Origin of the sequence: Pseudomonas sp. NDM (assembly GCF_003105095.1) — a bacterium.
GTDB classification, from domain to species: domain Bacteria; phylum Pseudomonadota; class Gammaproteobacteria; order Pseudomonadales; family Pseudomonadaceae; genus Aquipseudomonas; species Aquipseudomonas moraviensis_A.
In genome coordinates this window covers 1-20,118 of sequence record NZ_QETJ01000009.1, presented here as the reverse complement: position 1 = coordinate 20,118, position 20,118 = coordinate 1, and the positions used below count along the sequence as shown (strand labels likewise).

Below are 20,118 nucleotides of genomic sequence, written 5' to 3'. Positions count from 1 at the left end.
TCAAATTGACGGGCTTTTTCATGGCTGCGAAAACTCAAAACCGAGGCAAAAAAAAGCCAGCAATCATGCTGGCTTTAATGTGTTCGGTATGACTCAGGACGCGTCTGCGGCCATTTCAGCGTCGTGGGCGATCAGCGACACCAAGGCGTTTTGCTGACGATGCGACAACTGACGGAAGCGTTGCAACAGCTCGCGCTCGTGCAGCGACAGCTCCGGGCTGTCCAGGCGCATGCTCAGCTCTTCGCCCAGTGCGCCTTCCTGAATAAGACTCTGCTCAAGGCGCGCAATGATCTCGGAGTTCATGCTGCGATGATGATTGCGAGCCACCTCGGCAATGCGTTCACGCATTCCGTCTGGCAGACGTACGACAAACTTGTCAGCCGTACGGCTGGAATAAATTGCCTGTTTCAATGGGCGCATATATTTAACCGGTTAGTTCAGGGGAGCGGTTCTCGGGATTGGCCGCAGGATGTGTGGTAGGACAAGCATCCGGACCAATTGGTTCAACCTGAATTGTTAAGAGGCCGGCATCATGCCTCAAAATTGCCAGATCATTGGCGCCAATTCTGTGACAAATATTGAGCCGGGTAAAGGCGTAATGCCAGCACCAGTTGTCAGAAATGCGGACTGGTTGGAAAACTTTCCATCCATCCATCCGTATCGCTGCATGCTTCGACATGCGCATCTGTTGATGTCCGAAGACCTCGGAACGTGCATGCTATGCGGCTCGCTATTCTTATCCCTATGTGTACAGGATAGTGGCAATTTGCCGATTTACTAGAGGCAGGTCCCGTCGGAGGGCGTTTACAGGATGGATGGCAAGCTTTTTTACCTGATGGGACCGTCCGGTTCGGGCAAGGACAGCCTGATCGACGCATCGCGTGAGCCATTGCGTGAGTTGAACTGCGAAATCATGCGTCGGGTGATCACCCGATCAGCGGAGTCCGTCGGCGAGGATGCGATTGGCGTGACGCCGCAAGAGTTCGATCGGCAAAAGCAAGCCGGGACGTTTTCTCTGGCCTGGCAAGCAAATGGCCTGTCTTACGGCATTCCCATGGAAATGGATCAATGGTTGCGAGGTGGGCGCCATGTCCTGGTCAATGGTTCAAGAGCAAACCTGCGCCAAGCGATGGAGTTGTACCCGACCCTCGTACCGATCCTGCTGACGGTCAACGACGAGGTTCTGCGCCAGCGCCTGCTCAGGCGGGGTCGGGAGACCCCTGAGCAGATCGATGCGAGACTGGCTCGCAATGCGCTGTTCAAAGACCGCAGATCCAGCGACAGCCCCGTCCATCACATTGACAATTCTGGCGACCTTGCTGACGCTGTTTCTGCGCTGCTGGAATTGATTCGGCTCAACGCAGAACCGGATCGAATTTGATCTTGCGCCCGGCGATCAGAGCCAGCACGAAAAGCACCGCAAACACGCCACAGCCAACCAGAGGCAAGGTGACTTCCGTCTCCTCGAACAGCGCCAGATGGGTAACGCCACTCAGTAAAGCGAGGATCAGAAATCCTGTCGCCGATTTGGACATGTTGTACTCCTGAAGATATTTCAAAAAACCAGACGTTCGGTGGTTGGCGCCGAGGCTTGCTCAGCTTCGCTGACCATGTGCGTAGAAGCGTCGCTGCGATCACTCAACACTGCCCACTGCGGTGCTTTCTGCACCTGCAGGTAATGCGGCATGCGTTGCGCCACTGGCTGCTCAACCTCAGCCTTGGGGAAAAAATGCGATCCGAGCAAGAAAGCCAAAGCCGCTGCGTTTGCAAGCAAGAGGGTGCTGTTCATGGCACGACGCTCCAAATTGTTCTTTTTGATAGAACAGGCATAGCAGTCGCCGTGCCAACAGTGTAACGGCTGATAAGTCCTTTAAAAACAAGGGTTTGGTAAGGTTTTTAGGAATGCGCTGATTGCAATCTGCAATGAGCGCATTTTCGCGTAGTGCAAATTGCCCGGTAAAAGTTCCCGCAATCTTGCAAGGCGCTTGCCTACACTTAAAAAGCCCTACGGACGACATGACAAAACAGGGGCTGGCCGTTAACATGCACGCCGTCTGTCGCGCCGCGTACAGCGCGCTTCACTCAGTGTCTCAGTAGCTCAATTGGATAGAGCATCCCCCTCCTAAGGGGAAGGTTGCAGGTTCGAACCCCGCCTGGGACACCATATAAATAAAGGCCTTCAGCGATTTTAGCTCTAACCGTAAAAGCTCCATGGGTGCAGAGCGGGTGCACTAGAATTGTTTCAGGCATTCAAAAGCCCCGTTCAGGTAAGTGCCTGTCGGGGCTTTTTCGTAACCGTGGCCCTCAACATCAAGGAAAGGGATGGATACGTTGATCGATTTCGTGTTGACCACAATCGCATCCGCTAGCGTGAGTGCTCTGCTCTTGCTGGCGCTGGGATGGTTACTGAGGACATGGATAGGAGAACGGTTCAAAGCTAGCGTCAAGCATGAGTACGATGACCGGCTCGAAAACCTGAAGGCCGAGCTGAGGCAAGAAGGTGACGCAAACCTAGCCGAGCTAACGTCGGAAATAGATCGCCAAGCGGATAAGCTTCGCATAGCTTCAGCGTCGTTCTCTGAAGTGCAAAAAGTGATCATCGTTCGAAAAATTGAGGCTGTAGAGGCTTTATGGTTGGCTGTGCTTGAAGGAAGGAGACTGATGCCGTCATCAATCGTTGCCTCCGACGTACTGACCAAATCAGAACTTAAGAATGCTTACAGCAGTGTGTTAGGCCCAGAGCTTCGATCGATTGAGTTCGGGATTATTACCAAATTTTTCGCCAATGTTGAAGATCATCGCCCTTTTCTGGGAGAGGTGATTTGGGCTCAATTCGCAGGCTTTCATGGGATGCTGGGGCGTATCATTTATCTTTTTCGGGAGGGTAAAAGAAAGCCCGAAAAGCTCATCTGGTATGAAGATGAAAACATCCATCGGATGATTGGTGCGCTACTTGGCGAATCACTGTTAGGCGAGTTCAAGACCCTTTCCCATTCTCGTATTCAATGGCTAAACGGGCAGTTTGATAGACAGCTATTCAAAACCTTGGATCAATTGCTCAGCGGGCGGGAGTTTGGCGAGGCAGCGTTACGGCACGCAGAATCCACTTTAGCTACCGTGTCTAGGGCTGCGCCAAGTCTCTAATCCTGAGTACGGTGGTCGTCGAGCAGTTCGCGTGCCGGGCGGTTGCGCGAATACCCAAGCCAGCGCTAAGTAGCTCGGTAACGCGTTTGTGCAGATCGGCGTCCACCGGCCGCCCCTGGTACTTGCCGGCGGCTTTCGCTTTCTCGATGCCCTGGGCCTGCCGCTCGCGGCGCTGCTCGTAATCCTTGCGCGCGATCGCCGCCATCATCTCCACCAGCATTGAGTTGATCGCGCCCAGCATTCGGCCGGTGAACTCGTCGCCTTTGGTGTCGTGCATTCCTTGGTGACTGGTAGGCAGATCGAGCGCAACGATGCGTAAGCCTTTGGAGTCGATCGCAGCCTTGAGCTTATGCCAATCCTCCACAGGAAGGCGTGAGAGGCGGTCTATCGACTCCACCAGCAGGACGTCACCCTTGCGCGCATCTTTGAGCAGGCGCAGCAGCTCAGGCCGATCTGCCGACGCGCCGCTGGCGTTCTCCAGGTACACGCTGGCGATCACCTTGTTGTGGTCGGTAGCGAATTGCTCGAGCGATGCCCGGGCGCGGCCGGCGTCCTGCTCTTCGGTTGATGCTCGGAGGTATGCGCGGATGAACATGATGTGCTGTCCGTATCAGTTAAGGTGTTCTACTAATACTGTTGCACTATGAGTGTCACTTATCAAGCACATTGCGCAAATTAAGACGAATTTGCGCGTATCAGCTCAGGCATACTTCAAGTAACATCGCTCGTATCAGAAAGCTTCAACTCAAGGATTTGTATGGCTATTCGTGATTTTGATGTTGAAGAAGAGGATCGGCGCAAGAAGGAGCAATTGCTCGCTGAGAAGATGCGAGAGCTGGACGTTATGCGTGATGAGCTAGCCAAGCGCGAGGCAACAATCGAGCGGCGCTTATTCCACGAAAAACGCCAACTTGAGCGCCGTGAAAAGGAGCTATTCGACTCAGTAGAGAAGCGTGTTCAAAGCCTTTCGGAGCAGGAGCAATCGATCGCTGCACGCCAGGAAGAGCTGGAGCGCAAGCTCGCTGAGGAGCGCGATGAGACAATAGCTAGGCGCAAAGAATACGTACAACAGATGCAACGTTTGGAAGATTTTCGGCGAACCTTAGAGATAGAGAAACTAAGGCTTACCGAAGATGCACAGCAGACATTGCAAGATAACTCCAAGAAATTTGTGAAATCTGCGCTTTCTTTATTAGGAAAAAAAGAAGACAGGTTTCACGTGATTTCAGTTGTCTGGGCTATAGCTGGCGCTCTGTCGCTTTTATCTGGTGTCATCATTGCCGTTGTCACGATGATCAGCAGTTCAGATAGCTATCATCAAGCGCCCGGTGCTAGCCTTGCATACTATTTTTTCCATCTTTTCAGAGGCTTAGTAGTTGTTGGGCTTTGCGGCGTGCTTTCCCGATACGCTTTTGTTTTCAGTAACTCATATATGCATGAATCTTTGAAAATCGGAGAGCGTTCGCACGCAATTCGTTTTGGCGAACTGTATTTGGACACCTATGGTGCTAACGCCCAGTGGGAGCAAGTTAAAGAAGCATTCGCTCATTGGAATATAAGCGGTCAAAGTGCGTTCGCGAAAGCAGAACAGGGTTCTGTTGATCCCGCGCTTACTGAGGCGGCTAGTAAGTTATTAGACAAGGCGATGGATGCTGCTGCAAACCTTGCGAAAAAGCCGGAGCCTTCCTGAGAGTTAACTCCGATCCTCGGCATGAATCGATGCCGAGATTATTATTCCTCCCCAGCGACGCTCGCCTATACAGATCGGTACCGGATTGCCGCTGGCGGTGGTGTTCTTGGCGCTGCCGAATGCGTAGGAGGGGGCATTTTCGGGGGACGCGCTCTGCTTCAGGCCCGTGGCTTGCGGGCTGAGCATCTGAATGGCGCCGCCCGCGGCGAGTGCAATACCTGGTGCCAGGGTCGCGCCGTTCGTTACTGAGCTCATGGCGATTAGGACCACGCCAAGTACAGTTTGAAACAGACCTGCACGCTTGCTGCCAGAGATTACTGGGACGATCCGGATCTCCTGAGCGCCGCCCATTTTCAAATCCTTCTCGCCGATGTTCTTCCGGTTTCGGAATACCGCAAATTCCAATCCCTTCAGCTTTGCGTCGGCGAGGTACTTTGCGAAACCGGGATGGTTGACGTCGATCGCTTTCACGGCCTCCCGCGTGTCTCCCGTGGAGAGTTCGTAAATGTGTTCGCGCCCGAACAGCTTACCGGCCGAGCCGCTCAGCAAGATGCGGGTCTTGGTGCCGTAGTTGGTGGCCATAGCCATGGTTTACTCCTTGGCGCCCTGGGCGCTGTAGTTGGGTACCGCAACGCCCAGCCGGATGGCGAGCAGCGAGCGCGACATACGTGCCTGGTCGACCGTCACCTGTTCGTGACACGGGTCGTAGTTCCAGATCCGATCATGAATGCCCTGGTATGCCCGGGCTCCCCGGAAAGTGCCGCGAAGCAGATCGGCAGATAATCGGGCTTCGTCCTCCGTGAAGAACGGCCCGTCAATCGTCACCTTCTGGCCGTCGCGGACGTGCTGGACATCCCACACGACGTAGCCAGAGTCAGGGCCTTGTTTCAGCGTGTAGGGTGCAAAGCGGGCCGTCTTGCACGCCTCGGCGAAGCGTTCCTGGTAAGTGGTCAACGTATTGCTCCCAGTTGGCGGCCGCACCGTGACGGCCGCAAGTCGAACCGCTTACGCGGCTTCGGATTCTTCCTCTGCTTTTGGTTTTCCTCGGGCCGGGATCTTGTCCAGCCAGGCGCGCAGAGCTTCGGAGCCCTCGCAGCCGGATCGCCATTTTTCGAATCGACCTGCGTAGCCTGTCGAGTTTGCAATCATCCCGCTGAGCGACACACCGACCTGCGAGGTGGTGGCGAGCACATCGTCGTAGACGGCCAGCATTTGACGGAGAGCGTCAATGTCATTTGCGCGAGAGGCGGCGATGCCCGCCCGCGATAGGCTCGCTGCTGCTTCAGAGTTGAGACCAGAGAGCATCGGATTTGCTCTTAGCACTGCTTCGACGATATCGGGGTGGCCACCCTGGCGCGCTTCAGACATGAGGTTGCGGCGTTCTTCCGGACTGAGGCCTCGCACAAGGGCTCTCAGTTCTTGGTCTGCGAGAAAGCCTGCGATATCGCTACTCGCGCGCGGAGTGACAGGAGAGAAGCCTTTGGTGACGGTTTCGGCCAGGGTGAGCATATCCTTCGCGACCGACTGCATTGCAGGAAGTAGGGCGTCTGTCACGCCTGCGATTTTCTCTTTGCTCAAGCGCTCGATCGCGGACGAGTTGAAATCTTTGTTTTCCCGGATCGAGACGATCTCTTCGCCGAAGTCTTTGAAGGTCTCCAGCGCCAGTGTTTGAAGCTGGCGAGCGGACTTCATCAAACCGCCGGCTTGCCATACTCCTTTGGTCCCGTCCGGACGCTGGATAGAGAAGGTGTGAGACTCAATGCGGGAGTGCTCGTATTCGGAGTAGTGGAGGTTGGCCAAGCCGACCTTGAGAACTGAGCGTTTGCCGATTTTCATTGCGTTACCTTTGGATTGTTTGGGATTGGAGTCGGGCGGTCGGAGCACGTAGAGGCGTTGAGAATTTCGAGGAGAGACGTTTCCCCAACAGCGGCGCCGCCGACGGCTTCGGCGCTCAACTCGTCCATCAGCTGACTGATCTGCCGAACGTCGCTACTAAACTGGGAGTCGCCGCCGGTCTGCTTCAGGCGGGCGATTTGGTTACGGATGTTCATTGCGTGCCTCCACGATCCGCTGGTATTGCTCTGCAGCGTGTTGCTCAACCGTGACCCCTTCAGGCGGCCACGTAACGATCCAAGCCCCTTCCTCGGGGGCGACGCGCATATCGAGAATGCCGACTTGAGCTGTCCGGCCGGCGCGCTCAATTTGTCGAGTGTGAAGAATGATGGCTTTCGCCATTTGCTCACCCTGGTCGCTATCCATCTCTGCGAAGGGGAAGAACAGCGATAAGTTCCGCCCCTGAATTCGATAGTCGACTTGGTGCCCAGCGGTTTTCGGAAAGTCTTCTTCCGCTTGGATCTCTCTGGTATTCGCTCGGATCACTGCGAGCACAATCAGCAGCACTGTTTCATCTGCGGCGCCGATCTTCTGGGCGATCCTTTGTAGTTCTGCCTTCAATGACTTGATGCTCATTGCTGCATTCCCTCCATTTGCGTGCGGAGTTCTTCGACGGCCTTTTGAAGCTCGGCGACCTCGATCACTCGGGCGACGGCGCCCAAGCCTTCAATGAGTGACTTGCCTTGGTCGGGCGCGAGTTGTCCGCCGGCAACTGCACGCATGATTGATTTGGCTGCGCTCGGTAGGTCCGTATCGTCGAGTTCAAATTGCACCGGCTCGGAGGTCGGTTTGATTGGCGGGACAAGGCGTTCAAGGATCAGTCGGCAGGCTTGCATATCGCCCTTCTTGGCAGCCGCGAGCACCTTCTTTGTAACTGCGTCCGCACCCTCGGCAAGTCGAGCGCGAAGCTCCTGTGTTTGCCCGGAGCGCCCACCTGGGTTGCCTGACTGCCCGGGCTTCCATTTCCCGCTCTTGTCGCGCTCAGTCATGCGGGGGGCGATTCCATGGCAATGACCGGTTTGTTTTCCGCAAGCGCGATGAGGAGGGCGGATGCCTGGATGCTTCCTTCGCTGGCAGCGTCACGCAGGCGACCCCACGCCGCGGCTACCTCTGAGCGAGTCGGTTTGTGTTGTCGACCTCGAGCGGTCTTGGCTGTGTTCATGGGATGGCCTCGAGTGGATTTGAATAGCTTCAAACCCACATTAGGCATCATCTGACCTTATATCCAGTGTTTTTTGGGTGCACCTAAGGTGCTACACGTAACAGGACGGAATGGGACTGAAATAGTTGGTTTTGCTGGTCGAGAAGGGAGAATTTTTGTTGCAGTAAATTGGCGACAGCCAAAGTGATACACGGCTGAATTTTCAGCCCAGTCATTCATCCTGCAATGAAGGTTGGGAAATTGCCGTGGAGTGGCGGGACTTCCTCAACTTGAGGAACACCTCCCAATAGGGGAAGTTGAGCGATCCAACCCCCGTTGGGGGCTGGACCTGACCTCCCATTTCGGTATGGCAGGTGTCGCGACACGTTTTGCGAATTATGAAAACGTGTCGCGTACTCGATGCGCTCAGTTTTGAGCACATCTTCCCCCAGCGGGGTAATACCCCGGATATGAGGGGGTTCGAACTACCGAAAAATCCTCGGCAGTTCGCGGACAGGGCAAAGTGAGAAAATCCCAGATCGGTATGGAAGGTTAAAATTTCAACCGTCGGGCCTGTTCTAACCTGCTGTCAGGTGAATTGCTCGCTTACGGAGGCGAAGTCGATGTCTCCGCGCTTCGAGTTAAACTGAGGGCAGATGTCATGTTCTACAATGTGTCAAATATGCTCGATGCTCTTACTGAATAAAGGGATCACCTTTACGGTGATCCCTGGCATTCGATGTGTGATATGTCACCTATGTTTCGCAGGCTTCATTATCTAAAGCGGAAATACGATCAGTCTTCACTAGGAGCTAGTGCCAGCTATATCACAGTAACGAACAGTATGGAGCGGTTCGAACAGTACTCCCTCAGTGGTATCGATTATTTGTCCGAAAATGATATTTAAATTGTCTGGTGCTTCAATGAAGTTGTAGTTTTTAAGTTTGCGGAGTGCCTCATCAAAGTCGTAATAGTTGCTGACTACTAATACAATATTTATCGCTGTGAGGTTGTATTTTTCTGAGATGCTCGATAGTCGTTCAATTGTTTCGACAATTTTTATGGTGCTTGGCGATTTAAAGGATTTTACCTCGTATCCTGTAATTCCAGTTTCGTCAGTTGCTAAGATATCTGGATAGCTGTCGTTAAGTGTGGCCTTCTGATGTATTGAACGCACCCAGTGCAGTACTGCAGTCTCGGCTCTGAACGCTTCGCGCTTCAGATGATTATAGCGAAAGGCTCTATCCTTATTATTTTGTGAAACTTCATGTACTTCTTTTAGTGTTTCGTTCGAGACTTTTGCAGCTAGGAATTCATTGGCAAACTTGAGGAAGCCTTCGGGCTTATACATTAAGAAAGTATCAAGCTGCCCTACATGGGTAGCCTCATCTATGAGTTCCGCTCTTGGGCCTAGAGTTTTAGGGCCATCGAAGTCAACTTGTTTCCACCAGTCTTCTTTGGCGTCGTCAGTTACGAACACTATTTTCTTTGTTTTGCTGCTGGCGGCGTAATTTAGTATCTGATTCCAGACGAAATAATCGCCATATTTTCTTTTGTATACTATGCCTTGATGATAAAAGTCGTCAGGACCATCTTTATCTTTTTCGTCATCTTTATAGCCTGGCGGGATTTTTGCTTTGTAGCGAGTCTCTGCGATTTTATTTTTTTTATCTACATCTTCTTGGGAGATGAAGGCAGGACCTACTTTTCCGTCGAAAATTTGTTCAATTCTAATTTTTATTGGATCAGGAGCATTAAGTGTTTGTTGGCTTTCCTGCAGTTTATCAAGCTCAGATAAAAATTCCGCGGTTAATTTGTCAAATCCAGTCGTTAGGGGTTCTGGGTTTATCAGGGTGTGCCGTTTTGTTAATTGAAGGCCATTGATTCCATTCGTGAGGTCAAGTTTAACCTTATCAATAACCTTGCGAATTTCAGAAAATCTTCTTCCTTGCGCTGCTATTACAGTTAGACGATTGCGTTGGAATTCTAACGCCACATGATGGGGGATCCATATACGATCAGTCAGCTTATCAAGCGTTTCCAAAAGTTCTTCCCGGGTGCGCTCTTGATATCTGTATAGATTGAGCAGCACATTTGTATCAAAAACAAAAACCGCTGTTTTCCAAGTTTCGGCGTAATCGGTATGGATTGAGTAATCGTACTGTGGAAAGAGTCCCTTCATATGCCCTCCAGGCAGGTAACACTCAGGCAAGTGGGTAGCCATTGATATGGCATCATCTTGCCGCCTTTTTGGACGATTGTCGAAAGGCCCCTGCAGTAACGATTCCATCACCATCCGCGGAATCAGCCCGAAACGGTCAGCTCTGCAATTCCCTGCCTGATGAAGTCTAGGTTCTCGTCCAGTGTTGATAGCGCCCCGCGCACATTCTCAGCAAGGTCGGCCGAGCCGCGTTGTTCCACCCAATTGGAAAGCTCCTCTACGGCAGCGCCCAGGGCGATCTGGTTTTGATTCAGGGCGTTGAGCAGGCCGGCGATCAGTGTGTTGTTCATTTCGTCCCTCCGTGTGAGCTGGGAGAGTAGCAGGCGAGGTTATGGCTCGCGGGTAATGCCTCAATTTGCTTTGGCCGGCCGTTGGCGCTCGATCAGTGAGACCAAATCGTCTCACTGACACCAAAACGACAAAAAGCGCGATATTTCACTGTAAAATCCAGTTGGGGGCAGGGCTTTTACCTAGCGAAGAGAAGCGCGCTCGAATTTGAGTCCTTATTTAAATACTCGCGCCTGTTGTCATTGCGACGGCCCTTCAAACAAAGCATACGCTGCAGGCACCTGTTCCTGTCTGCTCCTAGGTAGATGCACTGTAATATAGAGGGGTACGGCCGATTCACAAAGTCACGGTTCAAGGAGTAGAAGGTGTCTATCCCGTCCCTATATAACGCAATTCGAGATCACGATTTCTCAGAAACAACCTGCTTTCTGTGTGGTTCTAACGTAGAAAATAGTCAAAGTAGTCGAGAGCATGTTTTCCCAAAGTGGTTACTGCGGCATTTTGGGCTCTGGGATAAACCGATGACGTTGCTCAACGGGACTAAGTTGGCATATCGGCAGTTAGTGATTCCGTGCTGTCAGTCTTGTAATAACGAATGTCTATCCAGTATCGAGCGAGAGGTTCAAGAGCGCTTTGTCAAAGGAGCGGCGGCGTTGGCCTCTATGAATCGTGAACGTCTTATGGTCTGGGTGTTGAAGATTTTCTATGGGCTGCTTTATCGGGAGTTATTTCTTACGCTTGATCGTCGGGAGCCGGGCGCCGGAAATATTGTAAGCGTAGAAGATATGGAGCAATACCAACTTCTTCATTTGATTCTTCAGTCTTGCCGCGTCCCAATGCAGTTCTCGATGATGGAGAGTGATATACCAGCTTCAATTTTTGTTTTTAATGTTCAAGAGCCAGAAAACGTTGATGTACGGTTTGACTACAAGGATGACATCGTTAATCGCACTATGTATCTAAGGTTGGGTCAGGTAGGAATACTTGCCGCATTTGATATGGGGGCTCAGACTTTCGTTGGGACAGATTTTTTTTCACGATACCAAGGGCACCCCTTACATCCAGTACAATTTGGAGAGCTCGGAGCCAATCTATTTATGAAGGCGAGAGTTTTTAATCGCACTCCTAAAGTTATGGTCGGAGAGTATTCTCAAGTTGTCAATTTTACTGTTTTTCCTATGGCGGGGCTGTCATCAGCACCCGTTTTTGGGGTTTGGACAGCTGAAGATATGGCTGAAGCGTTAATGTTTTTTTTGGGTTATTCATTGGAGGAGGTGATGCCTGTGGAGGGACGCAATGCCACTTGGTTAGAGAATAGGGACGGCAGTCTTCGATTTATTCCTATGGATGCAGCACCTTGGATTTTACCTCCGGGGATTTGATCCTTTGGAGTGTGATTTGTATTTTACTTAAATCCGTAAAATGCATTTAGTGATTATATAAAGACTAATAGATAGTGATTGGTGTGAGGAAATATGTATAAGGAAAGGATTGTCGCTTGGCTTCGTCGCGTTCTACCTTGGTCTTTGCCGATTAAGTTGGTTTTGTCCGCATTTCTCGGAGTGCTCGGAGGGGCGGGGTTATTAGCTTATTTGTCGGAGTATGCTACTTATAATTATGCTATTCAGTACGGTATTAGGCCTCCATTGGAAGGCATACCTTATTTAAGACCTGCAGTAGCTTTTGGCAGTATTTTTTTATTGCTTACTGGAGCGCTAGTATTCGTGATCGTGGCTGGCTTTTTTAAAATGCTCGCTTGGAATATCGATCTAGTACCCCAGTTTCCAGTTGTGCTTGCCAGGCTTTTTAAGCAACCGATTACCAGATCCCATCTGCAGTTTGGTCGGGTTCTCGCTCTGCTGCATGCTCAGTCAAATCTTGCGGTTGTGATCTGGTCATCTTTGCTTGCTGGATTTGCATTGGTAGCGACATGGGTCGTTATTAATTATTTTGATGTGACGAATGTTGATGGAGAAAAGGTCGAGTTTAATTTTTCTATAGCGATCTTTGTGTTTCTTTACGTGTTTTTGGCAATGTTTTCTATGTTGAGGCCTAAGGCGGTTTATTGGATTTCAATTGTTTTTACAGTCGTATACTTTGTTTTTTGTATTTATTTGATTTTTTCACCCGTGAAGTATTCCGAGCTTCTTCGGGTGCTTGGGTATGGAGGAGGATACACAGTAAATGTTCAGCTTCGTGAGGAGGGGAGCGAGAAAAAACCACTAGAAAAATATCAATTAATGCTCCGCACGAATGAGGCTTTTATTTTCTATGATTCACTTAAGAATGAAATTATTGAAATTCCTCGTGATCAGGTTCGAAGTATAGTTCACGGCGTAGGGGGGATGAGTAAACTCCAATCTGTATTGCCGGAGCGAACTGAATTTTGGAAAGGCCCCATCTTGAGCAAGTGAGAAACCTAGAGGCTCAGGTTACGTCTGCTATGGCGGTGATTTCAGGTCGAAGGTCCTTTAATCCTAAGTAATTGCAAAATCTCTATTGCGTTACCACTCACGATGGTGCATGATTGATTTCTCCGTTAGTGGTAACGAGGTGAGGCATGAGCTACGAGGAAAAAACAAAGCAGCCATTATCTGCAGCGGATCGTCAAAGACTCTTCAAGGAGCGTCAACGCGAAGCAGGTTTCAGGCACACCACGGTATGGATTCACACAGAGACAGAGCAGGAGGGTAGGCAGGCAGCGAGGGATGGCAAGCCACTCAAACCGATGGGCACGAAAGACCCCTTGAGCTGGGCGGCAGGCTGGATCAGTGAGAAAGGTAAGCAGTAAATACCCCTGACTGCGGGTATTTAAATGTGGGGAAACCCCACTTTTGAAAGGTGCCAAGCCGCTGCGTCAACAGCGGCCTGGCGATCACACGACGTAACTTATTAGGGACACGTCATGCAATTTAAACAGAATACCATCCAAATTTTGGATGCGCACGGGCAGGTCATCACCACCATGGAGCTGCCGGCCAACATCAAGCTGACGCAGTTGGCACCACTGAAGATCCTCGGCGACATCAGCGTGAAGGTTCTGCCCGGCGGCGCTCCATTTCGCGGGATCTGCGTAGGGGGTGTGCAATGAGCCAGCCTACCGTTCGCATCGCCGACGAAGCCCTTGAGCTTCTGCGCGCCACGCACGAACGCATCAGCAATATGCGCGTGCTGTTCAACGCCATCACGAAGGACTTGAGGCACGGCAAGTCGCATGACATCGAAGAGTTGGCCAGCCTCGGCAGTTTCCTTGGCTACGACTGGGCGAACTACGTCGACAGCGAAGTTGAGCAGATGCAGAAGTCGCTCGACGCGGTGGAGGTGGCCCAATGAGCGCCGCTATTCGATCACGGGACGACCTGAGCTTCACAAAGCGCGATGATGTCGGCCGGCTCATCAATTGGCCGCGGTATAACTATGGCGTGCCTGGGGACTGGGAAAAGGGCATCGCCTGCTTCGATGCAGAGATTGCCGAACTGGCAGCCCACGACGAAACAGAGGCGTTCCATGCGATCCAATTCGCGATCGTGGGTATGGGAGGGCGCTGCACAAGTCTGGAAACGGGCTTCATAGACCGAGTAGCCCGGGCGGCTGTGATTGGTCTGCGTTCGCTGCGGGCTGGTGCTGAGCAGTTCGCTCCTGCAGACATCGACTGACAAACTACGAAAGCCTCATGGTATCCAAGGCACTACCCCGTTACAGGGTGGTGCCTTTTGCTGTTGGGCCGAGAAGACAAGATCGAAGGTGTGGGTTTCAACGACTGGTATGGTAGATATCTATAAGGGTGTATTGATTCGATACAGGAAGAATTGATTTAGTGGTATTGAATCAATACACGAAGGGCAGGATTTTGAACGCAACCGGACAGAACGGTACTCTGCCTTTTTCTACGTGTATTGATCCGATACCGCTCTGTGTATTGATTCAATACCGAATCAATTCGAATTCGTCAGGTCCCGGACTGTTTTTGGTGGGGCGATGGTTGGGGAGACCTCAAGTTCCTTTCCCGGACATTCATCGATCGCGTACCAAGAGAGCGCGTAGAGCGCACACCGTGAACCGTGACGGGAAAATACACTGGTGCGCGTCTGGATAATCCATCCGCCATTTAAGAGGTCTGCCAGCGCCTTCTGCAGAATGTTAGGAGAGCTTACACCCCATTCTTTGGCCATCGTGCGTGTAGCGGAAAGGTCGCCGTTGTTACTGCCGTTGTATTGCATATGCAACTCCATCAGCACTCCCCGGGCAGTGAAGCTCAGCGCACGATAGGGGGCAGACTGCCCGATTTGCCATAGCATCATGGCAAATGGTTTTGTCTTGGGCTTAAACCCCTTTCTTTTTGTCGCCATACGGCCGCTCACAGGCAGGCGCAGAAATGCCCTCAAAGCTGAGGGCATCTCCACTGTCTTTGGATTACGACGCTTCGCGCATCAAGATGTATTTGGCCACGCGATGCGGTGGACGGCCTGGCTCAGTCGATTGATGCGTCCAGTAAGTGCGGATCTCATGCCCCTTTTTCCTGAGGCGGCGGATCGTGTTTGGCGGCTGGACAATGTCCAAGTTCTTGGCGGCTTCGATGGTTGATACGGGACCGTTTCGCAATGCCTCGCTCATCTTGCGGTCTTGCTCGGTTGAAGAGTGGCGTGTCATAGTTTGCCCTTCACGTTGGTGCTATCCAGTGTGTTCTCGCTAAGGCGGTGTTCGAGCACCGCCTTGGCAACCTCCCGCGGCCTCTTGCGCTCTCCCCCTTCTTTATTTTCTTCGGCTCTCATCGCGAGCCTGCTTTTGCTGCTCGCTCAATAAAGGCCTTGAGTTCGGAGGCTAGCGCCAAGCGACGGCGACCGATTTTGAAGGTTTTAATTTCTCCTTGAGCGATCAGCTCATAGGTAGCCGAGCGCGAGATACCCAGAATGCGTGCGGATTCTTCGACGCTTACTGACAGCGGCGCCATCTGTTGTTGAGCTTGTTCCATTGTTTATCTCCGTAATGCCAGGTCAGACACCTGGCTTGATGCGAATCCTATTGCTGTAGTTCGTGTACGTCAACTGCAATCATGTGCTGTGGATGAACGCATGGACTTCACCGGACGCAGAAGGTAGGATTCGAATTAAGCATAAATTGACAGGTGCGACGAAATGGCGAAGAACAAGCCCAGCCAGGGCGCACGCAAGACTGAGACGCTGACGTTGCGTCTCGACCCGAAGGTAAAGCTCATGATCGAGCTGATTGCTAGGGTGCGTAGGCAGTCAATTACAGGCGTTGTGGAAGCGGCGATAGAAGAAATAGCTTTCAGCACCGATGTACCGTTTGTAGCTAATGAACTGCCCGGGGCTCAGTCCGTTACGACGGCAGTCAGTGAGATATGGTCTACAGATGAGAGCGAGCGGTTCATAAACCTGTGCTTTCATTTACCTTCTCTGATCACTTATGAAGAACAGCGTATTTGGGAGACCGTCAAATCGTCTAAGTGTTTTTTTGAAACCCGCTCGACCCAGAGCGCGACTTACTGGGATATTGACGGTATGGGGCGAATTGATCGCCAGATTCTGCGCCTTTGGTGGGTTGACTTGCTTGATCATGTCGAAGCGAATAAGGATAGCCGTACGGTCGTTCCTTTTGAGCCGGCCTTTTAAATTAGCTCCACTGCGGCCGCCTTTGTACCTGGTGCTAAATGAGCATACCGAAGCGTCATCTTTATATCTGCGTGCCCCAGTAGATCTCGTACGGTGTTGAGCGGCACGCCGACCATCACCAGCCGCGACGCGAAATCGTGACGCATATCGTGCCAGCGGAACCGTTCGATATTGGCTCGCTCTAGCAGTTTGAGCCAGGCGCTTTTAACGTCCTCCAAGCGGCCGCCTTCCAGACTCGGGAAGACGTATCGAGATTTACCGGCCAGCTTCTTCCAGTCCTCCAACACGCGCACCGTTTCCTTGTTCATTGGAATGTGCCGTGTGTCGCTTGTTTTTGTGGTGGCGCCGGCGGCGGTGATCGTCTTCGTTTGGAAGTTCACCGCGGACCAATTCAGGTCGAACAGCTCGCCGCGTCTCATGCCGGTATTCAGCGATACCAAGACCATAGGCTTTAGGTGGTCGGTGAACGGGACCTGCAGCAAGCTCGGCATCAGTTCCTTACCGCGATCCGCTCGCCACTTGTTCGCACTCTCACGTTCTGCACGAGCTTCGTCTTGACGCGCGTCGAGTGCTTCCCGAAGTCGTTTGGTCTCTTCAGCATCTAAGTAGCGGACCAGTCCCATCGAGTCGACCTTTAAGGCTTTGAGCCTGTCCATCGGGTGGGCATCGATGTACTCCCATTCAACGGCTCTGCTGAATACGCCGCTGATAGAGCCCATTTTCCTGTTGACCGTCGACGGCTTATTGCCTGACTGCATCCATCCCGTGCGGATCTGGTCCAGGTCGCGACCAGTGATCGCATCGAGACGCTGGGGCATGATTGCTTCGAAGTTGTGGTCGAGCGTGTGCAGGGTTTTCTCATGCCCTTTGTGGTGCGCCTTGAACCAAGGCATATATATGTCCTCGATGAACTCGCGTAAGGAGGGGAGGGTAGCGCCTCTTCGTCCTTGGGTAACGGCTAGCGGTTCCCCCAGGGTTCTTGCCTCTGCAAGATATTGAGTAGCCTGCGCTCGCGCTTGCTCCAACGTCAGTATGCCAATGCGACCCAATGTCTTCTTGCGGCCCCTGGCCCAGGTGACTACATAGGACTTGGCGCCGGCGGCAGTGACGCGCACGAACAGACCGCCGACGGTGGTATCGTGGACCTCATATTCGTGGCCGGTTATCTGCAGGGACGCCAGCAGCTTGGCGGTGAGCTTCTCTTTCAATTTGTTCTCATGGGTGCATGGTGGGTGCAAAAAGAACTATACGGCGTCGTTTTTACGGACACAACCGGACGAAAAGCCCAATAAATGCGGGGTTTGGCGAATGTTTGTTGGGGGTTGGATAGCCCTCCTAAGGGGAAGGTTGCAGGTTCGAACCCCGCCTGGGACACCACCTTACAAACATCGAAAAGCCCCATCGCATTTACCCGTGCGACGGGGCTTTTTGGTTTGGGCGTCAGGCGCCGCGCAGTCGAGATGATTTGCCGGATGTGTATTTTCTTCTTATCGGTATTCAGACCGGTAAGTTCGAGGTGTCATTCCTGGGAGGGCAGACAGGATTCAATTGAGCCAGCAGCGCTTTCGTAATACTCCAATGAAGAATCTTGAAGCACCACCCTCAGGCCCCGGCACTTTTGGCCGATAACCCGAACGGTGAGTTCACACTCGCGCGAAATCGCTTGATGGTGCATGGCCTCCCGCTATCATCTGCGCGTCTGAAATCGCCTCGGTTCGTTTTCTTCAATTGCCTGGAAATCCTCGATGTCGTCGTATCACCAAAAAAGCTTTCTGATCGTCGATGATTTTTCCGATTTCCGCAGTTCCGTGCGTTCGATGTTGCGTGAGCTCGGCGTCAAGGATGTCGATACCGCCGACACCGGCGAGCAGGCGCTGAAGATGTGTTCGCAGAAGTCCTACGATTTCATTCTTCAGGACTTCCACCTCGGCGACGGCAAGAAGAACGGCCAGCAGGTGCTCGAAGACCTGATGTCGGAAAAGCTCATCAGCCACGAAGCCGTTTTCGTCATGGTCACCGCCGAGACCAGTCAGGCGATGGTGCTCAGCGCGTTGGAGCATGAGCCGGATGCCTACCTGACCAAGCCGTTCAACCGTTCCGGACTGGCCCAGCGCCTTGAACGTCTGGAACAGCGCAAGACCTTGCTCAAACCGATTCTGCAGGCCCTCGATCGCGGTAAGCCGGTCGAGGTGCTCAATGCCTGTATTGCCCTGTGCAAACAGGACATCCGCTATTCGCCGCTGTGCCTGCGCTACCGCGCCGATGCGCTGCGTGACATGAACCAGAACGAAGCGCTGGAGCGGCTCTACGACGGCATCATTGCCGACCGCCCGTTGCCTTGGGCCTTCGCCGGATTGGGCAAGTTGCTGTTCAAGCGCGGGCAGGTAACGCAGGCCAAAGAAGTTTATGAAAAAGCCCTGAAAGTCTTCCCGATGATGCCAGCGCTGTATGACGGCATGGCCGATGTGCTGGTGGCCGAAGGCGACAGCAAAGGCGCGCAGCGCGTGCTGGAAGAGGCGATTCGTTTGTCGCCGCTGGCGGTGCGTCGTCAGGCTCTGCTGGGCAAACTGGCGATGGCCAACGAGGATTTTGAAACCGCCTCGCGCGCTTATCGTCAGGCCGTGGCGCAGGGCGCGCAGTCGCGTTTCAAGGACCCGGAAAGCAACCTCGGTCTGGCACACGCGCTGATCAGCAAGGGCAGTGATCGCGGCCTCGACACGCGCACGCGGCTGGAAATCAACACGACGCTCAGCGCTGTGGCTAAAGAGAACCCGAGCGATCCCGGCCTGCAAATTCGTGCGCGGCTGATGAAGGCCACCAGCCTGTTGCTCAACGACGCTGAAACCGCAGACAAACTTACCGAACAAGCATTGATGCGCCTCGATGGCATGGAGCAATTCATGAGTCCTGAGGCGGCGTTGCTGGTGGCCAAGCAGTTGCAGATGCTCGGTCAGGCCGAGGCGGGCACCTCGATGCTCAAGAGCTGCGCGGAAATCTACGGCGATGACCCGGCGGTGATGAAAGACATTGCCAAGCTCACCGACGATCCGACCATCCTCAGCTCGAGTAACGCTGCGGCCGATCTCAACCGTCAGGGCGTGCGCGTGTACAAGACCGGCAATCTGGTCGAGGCCCGCGAGGTGTTCCGCAAGGCGCTCAAGTTGCAACCGAAAAACATCAGTATTGCGCTGAATCTGGCCCAGTCGCTGCTGCACGGCACCGACACCAGTGTGCCGTCGGCGGAGCTGGAAGAATGTCGGGCCTGCCTGAAACTGGTTGGCCTGATGCCCGACACCGACGCGCGGTTTGCGCGTTATCAGAAGCTGAAAAGCAAGGCGTTTGGCGAATGAACCCAATTGATCCGGCGCTGGATTTTTCCACGGTGATTGCCTCCACCGTTCACGACATGAAGAACTCTCTGGCGATGTTGATGCAGGCGCACAGCCAGTGGCTCGCACGTTTGCCGAAAGAGCTGCGCGACGGCTCGGAGCAGGGCGTGATCGATTTCGAGTTCGCCCACCTCAACGGCATGCTCGTGCAGTTGCTCGGGCTGTACAAACTCGGCGTCAACCAGTTGCCATTGCAGCCGGCCTATCACGAACTCGACGATTTCATCGAGGCGCAACTGGCCGCGCACCAAGAGGTGTTCGCCAGTCGCGGCATCATCGCCACCTACGAAGTCGATCCGCTGAGCCCGCTGGGTTTCTTCGATCGCGAGCTGATCGCCTCGGTGCTCGGCAACTGCATCAACAATGCCATCCGTTACGCCCGCGAGTCGCTGCTGATTACCGTCAGCGACGAGGCCGGGCAATTGGTGCTGAGTATCAACGACGATGGCGACGGCTATCCGGCGCAGATGCTCGAGCGCCAGGCCGATTATGTGCAGGGCATCAATCACAGCAGCGGCAGCACCGGCCTGGGTCTGTATTTCGCCAATCGCATCGCGGCGCTGCATCAGCGCAATGGTGTCGAAGGGCGCACCGAAATCAGCAATGGCGGGCCGTTGGGTGGCGGGGTGTTCAGCCTTTACTTGCCCTGACATGACCTGTAGGAGCTGACGAGTGCAACGAGGCTGCGATCTTTTGACTTTTTTTTTTGAGATCAAAAG

At 53.0% G+C, this 20,118-nt stretch carries 28 protein-coding genes and 1 tRNA gene; 13 read left to right on the top strand and 16 right to left on the bottom strand.

The window, feature by feature from the left end; translation table 11 throughout:
• Window positions 1-93: 93 nt before the first annotated feature.
• Complete coding sequence (locus tag DCO47_RS04145) at window positions 94-420, bottom strand: Arc family DNA-binding protein (protein WP_003178899.1); 327 nt, start codon at window positions 418-420, stop codon at window positions 94-96.
• Between the two features lie 391 nt (window positions 421-811).
• On the opposite strand from DCO47_RS04145, the gene phnN reads away from it, so the two are divergent.
• Window positions 812-1,381: a phosphonate metabolism protein/1,5-bisphosphokinase (PRPP-forming) PhnN gene (gene phnN / locus DCO47_RS04135; protein ID WP_116657529.1), complete on the top strand. Its 570-nt coding sequence runs from the start codon at window positions 812-814 to the stop codon at window positions 1,379-1,381.
• Here the strand turns inward: phnN and DCO47_RS04130 are convergent.
• Both DCO47_RS04130 and DCO47_RS04125 read right to left on the bottom strand, forming a co-directional pair.
• Window positions 1,356-1,535, bottom strand: coding sequence for a PA3371 family protein (locus tag DCO47_RS04130; RefSeq protein ID WP_016773599.1), 180 nt, complete (start codon window positions 1,533-1,535; stop codon window positions 1,356-1,358). The genes phnN and DCO47_RS04130 overlap by 26 nt on opposite strands.
• A 20-nt stretch (window positions 1,536-1,555) precedes the next feature.
• Window positions 1,556-1,789 carry a hypothetical protein gene (locus DCO47_RS04125; RefSeq protein ID WP_116657528.1) on the bottom strand — a complete coding sequence of 78 codons (234 nt, stop codon included), beginning with the start codon at window positions 1,787-1,789 and terminating at the stop codon, window positions 1,556-1,558.
• A gap of 298 nt (window positions 1,790-2,087) precedes the next feature.
• On the opposite strand from DCO47_RS04125, the gene DCO47_RS04120 reads away from it, so the two are divergent.
• Window positions 2,088-2,164 (top strand) — tRNA-Arg (locus DCO47_RS04120).
• Between the two features lie 158 nt (window positions 2,165-2,322).
• Window positions 2,323-3,144, top strand: a complete 822-nt coding sequence (locus DCO47_RS04115) for a hypothetical protein (RefSeq protein WP_116657527.1) — start codon at window positions 2,323-2,325, stop codon at window positions 3,142-3,144.
• Here DCO47_RS04115 and DCO47_RS04110 read toward each other — a convergent pair.
• Window positions 3,122-3,739, bottom strand: a complete 618-nt coding sequence (locus tag DCO47_RS04110; RefSeq protein WP_116657526.1) for a recombinase family protein — start codon at window positions 3,737-3,739, stop codon at window positions 3,122-3,124. The genes DCO47_RS04115 and DCO47_RS04110 overlap by 23 nt on opposite strands.
• 162 nt (window positions 3,740-3,901) lie before the next feature.
• On the opposite strand from DCO47_RS04110, the gene DCO47_RS04105 reads away from it, so the two are divergent.
• Window positions 3,902-4,834, top strand: a complete 933-nt coding sequence (locus tag DCO47_RS04105; RefSeq protein WP_116657525.1) for a hypothetical protein — start codon at window positions 3,902-3,904, stop codon at window positions 4,832-4,834.
• Window positions 4,835-4,837: 3 nt separating this feature from the next.
• On the opposite strand, the gene DCO47_RS04100 is transcribed toward DCO47_RS04105, so the two are convergent.
• From DCO47_RS04100 to DCO47_RS04060, 8 genes are all read right to left on the bottom strand, one after another.
• Window positions 4,838-5,422, bottom strand: a complete 585-nt coding sequence (locus tag DCO47_RS04100) for a tail assembly protein (protein WP_116657524.1) — start codon at window positions 5,420-5,422, stop codon at window positions 4,838-4,840.
• A gap of 3 nt (window positions 5,423-5,425) precedes the next feature.
• On the bottom strand, window positions 5,426-5,788 hold the full coding sequence (locus DCO47_RS04095; protein ID WP_116657523.1) for a hypothetical protein: 363 nt from the start codon (window positions 5,786-5,788) through the stop codon (window positions 5,426-5,428).
• A 51-nt stretch (window positions 5,789-5,839) separates the two neighbouring features.
• On the bottom strand, window positions 5,840-6,670 hold the full coding sequence (locus DCO47_RS04090) for a hypothetical protein (protein ID WP_116657522.1): 831 nt from the start codon (window positions 6,668-6,670) through the stop codon (window positions 5,840-5,842).
• Window positions 6,667-6,885, bottom strand: coding sequence for a hypothetical protein (locus DCO47_RS04085; RefSeq protein WP_116657521.1), 219 nt, complete (start codon window positions 6,883-6,885; stop codon window positions 6,667-6,669). The genes DCO47_RS04090 and DCO47_RS04085 overlap by 4 nt, the downstream gene beginning before the upstream one ends.
• Window positions 6,872-7,303: a hypothetical protein gene (locus DCO47_RS04080; RefSeq protein ID WP_116657520.1), complete on the bottom strand. Its 432-nt coding sequence runs from the start codon at window positions 7,301-7,303 to the stop codon at window positions 6,872-6,874. The genes DCO47_RS04085 and DCO47_RS04080 overlap by 14 nt, the downstream gene beginning before the upstream one ends.
• On the bottom strand, window positions 7,300-7,716 hold the full coding sequence (locus tag DCO47_RS04075) for a DUF5681 domain-containing protein (RefSeq protein WP_085730375.1): 417 nt from the start codon (window positions 7,714-7,716) through the stop codon (window positions 7,300-7,302). Before DCO47_RS04075 ends, DCO47_RS04080 begins: the two co-directional genes overlap by 4 nt.
• Before the next feature lie 957 nt (window positions 7,717-8,673).
• Window positions 8,674-10,158, bottom strand: a complete 1,485-nt coding sequence (locus tag DCO47_RS04065) for a PIN domain-containing protein (RefSeq protein ID WP_133247391.1) — start codon at window positions 10,156-10,158, stop codon at window positions 8,674-8,676.
• Window positions 10,159-10,172: 14 nt separating this feature from the next.
• The gene (locus DCO47_RS04060; RefSeq protein ID WP_116657517.1) at window positions 10,173-10,379 is read right to left on the bottom strand and encodes a hypothetical protein; all 207 of its coding nucleotides are present in this window, start codon (window positions 10,377-10,379) and stop codon (window positions 10,173-10,175) included.
• Window positions 10,380-10,742: 363 nt separating this feature from the next.
• Between DCO47_RS04060 and DCO47_RS04055 the strand changes: the two genes are divergently transcribed.
• From DCO47_RS04055 to DCO47_RS04030, 6 genes are all read left to right on the top strand, one after another.
• On the top strand, window positions 10,743-11,759 hold the full coding sequence (locus DCO47_RS04055; protein WP_165839182.1) for a hypothetical protein: 1,017 nt from the start codon (window positions 10,743-10,745) through the stop codon (window positions 11,757-11,759).
• Between the two features lie 93 nt (window positions 11,760-11,852).
• Complete coding sequence (locus DCO47_RS04050) at window positions 11,853-12,791, top strand: hypothetical protein (protein ID WP_133247389.1); 939 nt, start codon at window positions 11,853-11,855, stop codon at window positions 12,789-12,791.
• A gap of 146 nt (window positions 12,792-12,937) precedes the next feature.
• Window positions 12,938-13,168, top strand: a complete 231-nt coding sequence (locus DCO47_RS04045; protein WP_116657514.1) for a hypothetical protein — start codon at window positions 12,938-12,940, stop codon at window positions 13,166-13,168.
• 114 nt (window positions 13,169-13,282) lie between these two features.
• Entirely contained in the window at window positions 13,283-13,468 is a 186-nt protein-coding gene (locus DCO47_RS04040) for a hypothetical protein (protein WP_116657513.1), read from the top strand.
• Window positions 13,465-13,710, top strand: coding sequence for a hypothetical protein (locus DCO47_RS04035; protein WP_116657512.1), 246 nt, complete (start codon window positions 13,465-13,467; stop codon window positions 13,708-13,710). The genes DCO47_RS04040 and DCO47_RS04035 overlap by 4 nt, the downstream gene beginning before the upstream one ends.
• Window positions 13,707-14,033 carry a hypothetical protein gene (locus DCO47_RS04030; RefSeq protein WP_116657511.1) on the top strand — a complete coding sequence of 109 codons (327 nt, stop codon included), beginning with the start codon at window positions 13,707-13,709 and terminating at the stop codon, window positions 14,031-14,033. Before DCO47_RS04035 ends, DCO47_RS04030 begins: the two co-directional genes overlap by 4 nt.
• Before the next feature lie 279 nt (window positions 14,034-14,312).
• On the opposite strand, the gene DCO47_RS04025 is transcribed toward DCO47_RS04030, so the two are convergent.
• The 3 genes from DCO47_RS04025 to DCO47_RS04015 all read right to left on the bottom strand — a co-directional run bounded on the left by DCO47_RS04025 (window position 14,313) and on the right by DCO47_RS04015 (window position 15,349).
• On the bottom strand, window positions 14,313-14,774 hold the full coding sequence (locus DCO47_RS04025; RefSeq protein ID WP_256590082.1) for a hypothetical protein: 462 nt from the start codon (window positions 14,772-14,774) through the stop codon (window positions 14,313-14,315).
• 16 nt (window positions 14,775-14,790) lie between these two features.
• Window positions 14,791-15,027, bottom strand: coding sequence for a helix-turn-helix domain-containing protein (locus DCO47_RS04020; protein ID WP_116657510.1), 237 nt, complete (start codon window positions 15,025-15,027; stop codon window positions 14,791-14,793).
• A 118-nt stretch (window positions 15,028-15,145) separates the two neighbouring features.
• Entirely contained in the window at window positions 15,146-15,349 is a 204-nt protein-coding gene (locus DCO47_RS04015; RefSeq protein ID WP_116657509.1) for a helix-turn-helix domain-containing protein, read from the bottom strand.
• A gap of 163 nt (window positions 15,350-15,512) precedes the next feature.
• Here DCO47_RS04015 and DCO47_RS04010 point away from each other — a divergent pair, with 163 nt between their 5' ends.
• On the top strand, window positions 15,513-16,010 hold the full coding sequence (locus tag DCO47_RS04010; protein ID WP_116657508.1) for a hypothetical protein: 498 nt from the start codon (window positions 15,513-15,515) through the stop codon (window positions 16,008-16,010).
• Here DCO47_RS04010 and DCO47_RS04005 read toward each other — a convergent pair.
• On the bottom strand, window positions 16,007-17,218 hold the full coding sequence (locus DCO47_RS04005) for a site-specific integrase (protein WP_116657507.1): 1,212 nt from the start codon (window positions 17,216-17,218) through the stop codon (window positions 16,007-16,009). The two genes, DCO47_RS04010 and DCO47_RS04005, sit on opposite strands and share 4 nt — an antisense overlap.
• A 537-nt stretch (window positions 17,219-17,755) precedes the next feature.
• Between DCO47_RS04005 and DCO47_RS04000 the strand changes: the two genes are divergently transcribed.
• On the top strand, window positions 17,756-19,360 hold the full coding sequence (locus DCO47_RS04000) for a tetratricopeptide repeat-containing response regulator (RefSeq protein WP_042607193.1): 1,605 nt from the start codon (window positions 17,756-17,758) through the stop codon (window positions 19,358-19,360).
• Window positions 19,357-20,049 carry a sensor histidine kinase KdpD gene (locus tag DCO47_RS03995; RefSeq protein WP_039757863.1) on the top strand — a complete coding sequence of 231 codons (693 nt, stop codon included), beginning with the start codon at window positions 19,357-19,359 and terminating at the stop codon, window positions 20,047-20,049. Before DCO47_RS04000 ends, DCO47_RS03995 begins: the two co-directional genes overlap by 4 nt.
• The last annotated feature ends 69 nt before the right edge of the window (window positions 20,050-20,118 follow it).

Coding starts and splice junctions, on each gene's coding strand:
- DCO47_RS04145 (WP_003178899.1), bottom strand. CDS start 420: ATGCGCCCATTGAAACAGGCAATTTATTCCAGCCGTACGGCTGACAAG.
- phnN (WP_116657529.1), top strand. CDS start 812: ATGGATGGCAAGCTTTTTTACCTGATGGGACCGTCCGGTTCGGGCAAG.
- DCO47_RS04130 (WP_016773599.1), bottom strand. CDS start 1,535: ATGTCCAAATCGGCGACAGGATTTCTGATCCTCGCTTTACTGAGTGGC.
- DCO47_RS04125 (WP_116657528.1), bottom strand. CDS start 1,789: ATGAACAGCACCCTCTTGCTTGCAAACGCAGCGGCTTTGGCTTTCTTG.
- DCO47_RS04115 (WP_116657527.1), top strand. CDS start 2,323: ATGGATACGTTGATCGATTTCGTGTTGACCACAATCGCATCCGCTAGC.
- DCO47_RS04110 (WP_116657526.1), bottom strand. CDS start 3,739: ATGTTCATCCGCGCATACCTCCGAGCATCAACCGAAGAGCAGGACGCC.
- DCO47_RS04105 (WP_116657525.1), top strand. CDS start 3,902: ATGGCTATTCGTGATTTTGATGTTGAAGAAGAGGATCGGCGCAAGAAG.
- DCO47_RS04100 (WP_116657524.1), bottom strand. CDS start 5,422: ATGGCTATGGCCACCAACTACGGCACCAAGACCCGCATCTTGCTGAGC.
- DCO47_RS04090 (WP_116657522.1), bottom strand. CDS start 6,670: ATGAAAATCGGCAAACGCTCAGTTCTCAAGGTCGGCTTGGCCAACCTC.
- DCO47_RS04085 (WP_116657521.1), bottom strand. CDS start 6,885: ATGAACATCCGTAACCAAATCGCCCGCCTGAAGCAGACCGGCGGCGAC.
- DCO47_RS04080 (WP_116657520.1), bottom strand. CDS start 7,303: ATGAGCATCAAGTCATTGAAGGCAGAACTACAAAGGATCGCCCAGAAG.
- DCO47_RS04075 (WP_085730375.1), bottom strand. CDS start 7,716: ATGACTGAGCGCGACAAGAGCGGGAAATGGAAGCCCGGGCAGTCAGGC.
- DCO47_RS04065 (WP_133247391.1), bottom strand. CDS start 10,158: ATGGAATCGTTACTGCAGGGGCCTTTCGACAATCGTCCAAAAAGGCGG.
- DCO47_RS04060 (WP_116657517.1), bottom strand. CDS start 10,379: ATGAACAACACACTGATCGCCGGCCTGCTCAACGCCCTGAATCAAAAC.
- DCO47_RS04050 (WP_133247389.1), top strand. CDS start 11,853: ATGTATAAGGAAAGGATTGTCGCTTGGCTTCGTCGCGTTCTACCTTGG.
- DCO47_RS04045 (WP_116657514.1), top strand. CDS start 12,938: ATGAGCTACGAGGAAAAAACAAAGCAGCCATTATCTGCAGCGGATCGT.
- DCO47_RS04040 (WP_116657513.1), top strand. CDS start 13,283: ATGCAATTTAAACAGAATACCATCCAAATTTTGGATGCGCACGGGCAG.
- DCO47_RS04035 (WP_116657512.1), top strand. CDS start 13,465: ATGAGCCAGCCTACCGTTCGCATCGCCGACGAAGCCCTTGAGCTTCTG.
- DCO47_RS04030 (WP_116657511.1), top strand. CDS start 13,707: ATGAGCGCCGCTATTCGATCACGGGACGACCTGAGCTTCACAAAGCGC.
- DCO47_RS04025 (WP_256590082.1), bottom strand. CDS start 14,774: ATGCCCTCAGCTTTGAGGGCATTTCTGCGCCTGCCTGTGAGCGGCCGT.
- DCO47_RS04020 (WP_116657510.1), bottom strand. CDS start 15,027: ATGACACGCCACTCTTCAACCGAGCAAGACCGCAAGATGAGCGAGGCA.
- DCO47_RS04015 (WP_116657509.1), bottom strand. CDS start 15,349: ATGGAACAAGCTCAACAACAGATGGCGCCGCTGTCAGTAAGCGTCGAA.
- DCO47_RS04010 (WP_116657508.1), top strand. CDS start 15,513: ATGGCGAAGAACAAGCCCAGCCAGGGCGCACGCAAGACTGAGACGCTG.
- DCO47_RS04000 (WP_042607193.1), top strand. CDS start 17,756: ATGTCGTCGTATCACCAAAAAAGCTTTCTGATCGTCGATGATTTTTCC.
- DCO47_RS03995 (WP_039757863.1), top strand. CDS start 19,357: ATGAACCCAATTGATCCGGCGCTGGATTTTTCCACGGTGATTGCCTCC.